Source organism: Sphingorhabdus sp., assembly GCF_044357595.1.
GTDB lineage: Bacteria > Pseudomonadota > Alphaproteobacteria > Sphingomonadales > Sphingomonadaceae > Sphingorhabdus_B.
Window position 1 is genome coordinate 1 of the sequence record NZ_JBIKPH010000169.1, and the last position, 4,098, is coordinate 4,098.

At 53.8% G+C, this 4,098-nt stretch carries 4 protein-coding genes and 1 tRNA gene; 4 read left to right on the forward strand and 1 reads right to left on the reverse strand.

Features of this window, described 5'->3' with window-relative positions:
* Window positions 1-797, reverse strand: a 797-nt coding sequence (locus ACIQ2T_RS12240; protein ID WP_397591057.1) for a 3-deoxy-7-phosphoheptulonate synthase, incomplete at its 3' end; no start/stop codon positions are given.
* Between the two features lie 285 nt (window positions 798-1,082).
* On the opposite strand from ACIQ2T_RS12240, the gene petA reads away from it, so the two are divergent.
* The 4 genes from petA to ACIQ2T_RS12260 all read left to right on the forward strand — a co-directional run bounded on the left by petA (window position 1,083) and on the right by ACIQ2T_RS12260 (window position 4,098).
* The gene (petA, locus tag ACIQ2T_RS12245) at window positions 1,083-1,715 is read left to right on the forward strand and encodes a ubiquinol-cytochrome c reductase iron-sulfur subunit (RefSeq protein ID WP_397591058.1); all 633 of its coding nucleotides are present in this window, start codon (window positions 1,083-1,085) and stop codon (window positions 1,713-1,715) included.
* Between the two features lie 14 nt (window positions 1,716-1,729).
* Window positions 1,730-3,022, forward strand: a complete 1,293-nt coding sequence (locus ACIQ2T_RS12250) for a cytochrome bc complex cytochrome b subunit (protein WP_397585466.1) — start codon at window positions 1,730-1,732, stop codon at window positions 3,020-3,022.
* Window positions 3,023-3,040: 18 nt separating this feature from the next.
* Window positions 3,041-3,904: a cytochrome c1 gene (locus ACIQ2T_RS12255; protein ID WP_397591059.1), complete on the forward strand. Its 864-nt coding sequence runs from the start codon at window positions 3,041-3,043 to the stop codon at window positions 3,902-3,904.
* A gap of 120 nt (window positions 3,905-4,024) precedes the next feature.
* Window positions 4,025-4,098 (forward strand) — tRNA-Gly (locus ACIQ2T_RS12260).

The window sequence follows — 4,098 nt, forward strand, 5'->3', positions numbered from 1 at the left end:
CCAATCCATAGGAAATGCGCGGATGTGTCATACCATCCACCGGTCAGGCTGTCCTGCCGCGTCATCGCCTGCTCATAAGGCAGCAACAAAGCTTCATGGCTGGTATAGAAACTGGTGCCCTTAATTTGCGGCACGGTCTCTGGCGTGATGCCACACGCCTCCATAAAGGCCAAAGCCTCGCTGATACGATCAGCCGTTTCTTTGTATTTCTGCGCCCATGGAGACCGGCCCATATAATCATGCGTCCAGGCATTGACCTGCTGCAGATTTGCATAACCGCCATTGGAAAAGGCGCGCAGCAGATTGAGCGTCGACGCTGCCTGACTATAAGCGCGGACCATGCGCGCTGGGTCGGGCTCCCGACCTTCGGCAACGAATTCAATATCGTTGATAATGTCGCCAAAATAGCTTGGCAGCTCAACGCCATTGATCGTTTCAGTCGGCGTGGAGCGCGGCTTGGCGAATTGACCTGCCATCCGGCCAAGCTTCACCACGGGAAGCTTACCAGCAAAGGTTAGCACGACTGCCATTTGCAAGATAACGCGGAAGGTGTCGCGGATATTGTCGGGGTGGAACTCGGCAAAGCTCTCGGCACAGTCGCCGCCCTGCAGCAGGAACGCCTTGCCGTCCGCAACCTTGGCGAGGTCCGCGGTCAGGTTGCGTGCTTCACCTGCGAACACCAGCGGGGGGTAATTGCGCAGCGTATGTTCTGTTGCAGCCAACGCAGCAGCGTCCTTATACACAGGCATATGAATGCCCGTCGCGTCTCTCCATCTGTCCGGCGTCCACGTCGCCATGGCGTATACTCCAACAATAATTGTTTAAAATTTGCGCCCTTTAGGCCCATTATGTTGCCATAAGCAAGCTTTTGCGGCCAATTTGCGTTGGTTTTGTAAAATGCAACTAAGCTGGCGTCATTTGTCACATTGGCGGCTAAATTCCTTGTTGGCAAATTGCTTGAAAGCCGTCTATCAGGCCGCTGAATCGCCTTAGACATGCGCCGGAATGAGCACGCATGGCCAAAGCGATAGGATTTTGAAGATATTGCGCGGACCCGTTCCGCGACGCAAAAAGGGCAGATTATGTCGACAGTCAAAAAGACAAATGGCACAGGAAAAAAGCTGACGAAGGCAGCCAGCAAGGTTAAGCCCGCAGCTCCTGTTGTGAGCGCGGCTCAGGATACAACCGAGGGTGAAGGCGTGCGTCGCCGCGATTTCATCCATATCGCAACCGTCAGTTTTGCCGGCGTTGGCGCCGCAGCGGTCGCCATGCCTTTGGTCTCGCAAATGAGCGCAAGCGCAGACGTGCTTGCGCAAGCCTCTGTTGAGTTTGACATTGCCGCAATCGAGCCTGGTCAAGCTATCAAGACCAGCTGGCGCAAGCAGCCAGTATTTATTCGCAACCTCACGCCTGCTGAAATCGAAGCGGCAAACAAGGTTGATGTGGGTTCACTACGTGACCCGCAAACACTTGCCGAGCGTACCAAGCCTGGCAAAGAAAATTGGTTGATCACGCTTGGCGTCTGCACCCATTTGGGTTGTGTGCCGCTGGGCGCCGCCTCTGGCGAAGTTAAGGGCGAATTTGGTGGCTATTTCTGCCCATGCCATGGCTCGCATTATGACACCGCCGCGCGTATTCGGAAGGGTCCAGCGCCGCTGAACCTTAACGTTCCGGAATATGCATTCCTTTCTGACACAGTCGTTAAAATCGGTTGAGGAGCTAGAACGTAATGAGCTTCCCTTGGGCACAAGAGTATAAGCCGCAGGGCACGGTATCTAAGTGGGTGGATGAACGCCTCCCCTTGCCGCGCCTCGTTTATAACGCAGTTGGCGCCGGCTATCCGGTTCCACGCAATTTGAATTATTTCTGGAACTTTGGTGTCCTTGCGGGCGTCGCGTTGGTTATACAGATTGTCACCGGCATTGTCCTTGCCATGCATTATTATGCAAGCGTGGACGGCGCTTTCAATAGCGTTGAGCACATTATGCGCGACGTGAACGCCGGTTGGTTCTTGCGGTATGCGCATATGAACGGCGCAAGCTTCTTCTTCATCGTGGTGTATATCCATATCTTCCGCGGTCTGTTCTACGGTTCATACAAAGCGCCGCGTGAAATGATCTGGTTGCTTGGTGTCACTATCTTCCTTTTGATGATGGCGACTGCGTTTATGGGCTATGTGCTTCCATGGGGCCAAATGAGCTTCTGGGGGGCGCAGGTTATCACTGGCTTCTTCTCCGCGATTCCTTTGGTGGGTGAGCCACTGCGTCAGTTGTTGCTTGGCGGCTTTGCGCCAGACCAAGCGGCTCTGAACCGTTTCTTCTCGCTGCACTATCTGATGCCGTTCGTTATTGCAGGCGTCATCATCCTGCACGTTTGGGCATTGCACATTCCTGGGTCTTCGAACCCAACCGGCGTCAGCGTAAAGGGCGAACAGGACACAGTTCCGTTCCACCCCTATTACACCGCGAAGGACGGCTTCGGCCTTGGCATCTTCTTGATCCTCTTTGTTGCAGTGACATTCTTTGCACCAAATATGTTGGGTCACCCAGATAACTATATTCCGGCGAACCCGCTTTCGACACCAGCGCATATTGTGCCTGAATGGTATTTCTTGCCATTCTACGCGATTTTGAAGGCATTCACTGTCGACTTCGGCATTCCGTTCACGGGCATCATCATTATTGAAGCCAAGTTGATGGGCGTGCTTGCGATGTTTGGTTCGATCCTGCTGTTGTTCTTCCTGCCTTGGCTGGACACGTCACCAGTGCGTTCGGGTCATTATCGCCCGCTGTTCCGCAAGTTCTTCTGGTACGGCCTGATACCAAGCTTGGTCGTCCTGACCTATTGCGGTGGCAAGCCTCCGTACACACAGTGGGTCGTGCTCAGCCAGATTGCAGCGGCATATTATTTCGCCCACTTTTTGATCATTCTGCCGATTGTTTCGCGCATTGAACGGCCGCTTGCGTTGCCGAATTCAATCACCGAAGCCGTCACTGGCAAACCGCTTCCAGCGGCTGCGTAAAACAGGGAAAGCATAATCATGGTTCGTTTAATTGCTTTTTTAGTAGGCCTGTTTTTCAGCGGCATGCTGTTGCTTGGTCTTGGGGACACCGTCGTTTCGGCGATTAAGGAGCCTGCTTTGCCCACCGTTGAAGCTGGGTTCCACGAAGAGACCTTGCCGGTCACATTCGCGCATGATGGTCCGCTTGGCAAATTTGACCGCGGTCAACTGCAGCGCGGGTTGAAGGTGTATTCCGAAGTTTGTGCGGCGTGCCACAGCCTGAAGCTGGTTGCGTTCCGCGACTTCGCCGCTTTGGGTTATTCCGAAGATCAGGTGAAGGCATTGGCCAAGGGTTGGAAAACCGAAGTGCCAAGCATTAACCCGGAAACAGGTGAGCCCGCAACACGTCCCGGCATCCCTGCCGATAAAATTCCTTCGCCATTTGCGAATGAAACTGCGGCACGTGCGGCGAACAACAATGCGCTTCCACCCGATCTCTCATTGATTACCAAGGCACGTGAAAACGGCCCTGCTTATCTGTATTCATTGCTGCTCGGTTACCGGGATCAAGCTGGCTATAAGAATGAAGAAGGCAAAGAGCTGCTGAAGGAATTCCCTGACGCAGCCACACCTCCTGGCCTTCACTTCAACCCATGGTTTGCCAATTTGAACATCGCTATGGCTAACCCAATCGCATCTGACGATTTGGTCACCTATGATGATGGTACCAAGGCAACCAGAGCGCAGATGGCGAAAGACGTCTCGGCTTTCCTAACTTGGACCGCTGAACCGAAGATGGAAAACCGCAAGAGCGCGGGTTGGGCTGCGCTCGGCTTCCTCTTAATCTTCACCATATTGGCGTTCATGTCATATCGGACCATCTGGGCCGACAAGAAGCATTGATGCCATCTAACAGATAATGGACAGGGCCGCTTTTGCGGCCCTGTCTTTTGCAAATGAGGGCGTTGACGCTTGCGCCGGATAATGGCAATAGCTGCGCTTCCAACGGCCACTTGGTCCGTCGCGGGTATAGCATAGTGGTAATGCACTAGCCTTCCAAGCTAGCTAGAGGGGTTCGATTCCCCTTACCCGCTCCA

Coding starts and splice junctions, on each gene's coding strand:
- petA (WP_397591058.1), top strand. CDS start 1,083: ATGTCGACAGTCAAAAAGACAAATGGCACAGGAAAAAAGCTGACGAAG.
- ACIQ2T_RS12250 (WP_397585466.1), top strand. CDS start 1,730: ATGAGCTTCCCTTGGGCACAAGAGTATAAGCCGCAGGGCACGGTATCT.
- ACIQ2T_RS12255 (WP_397591059.1), top strand. CDS start 3,041: ATGGTTCGTTTAATTGCTTTTTTAGTAGGCCTGTTTTTCAGCGGCATG.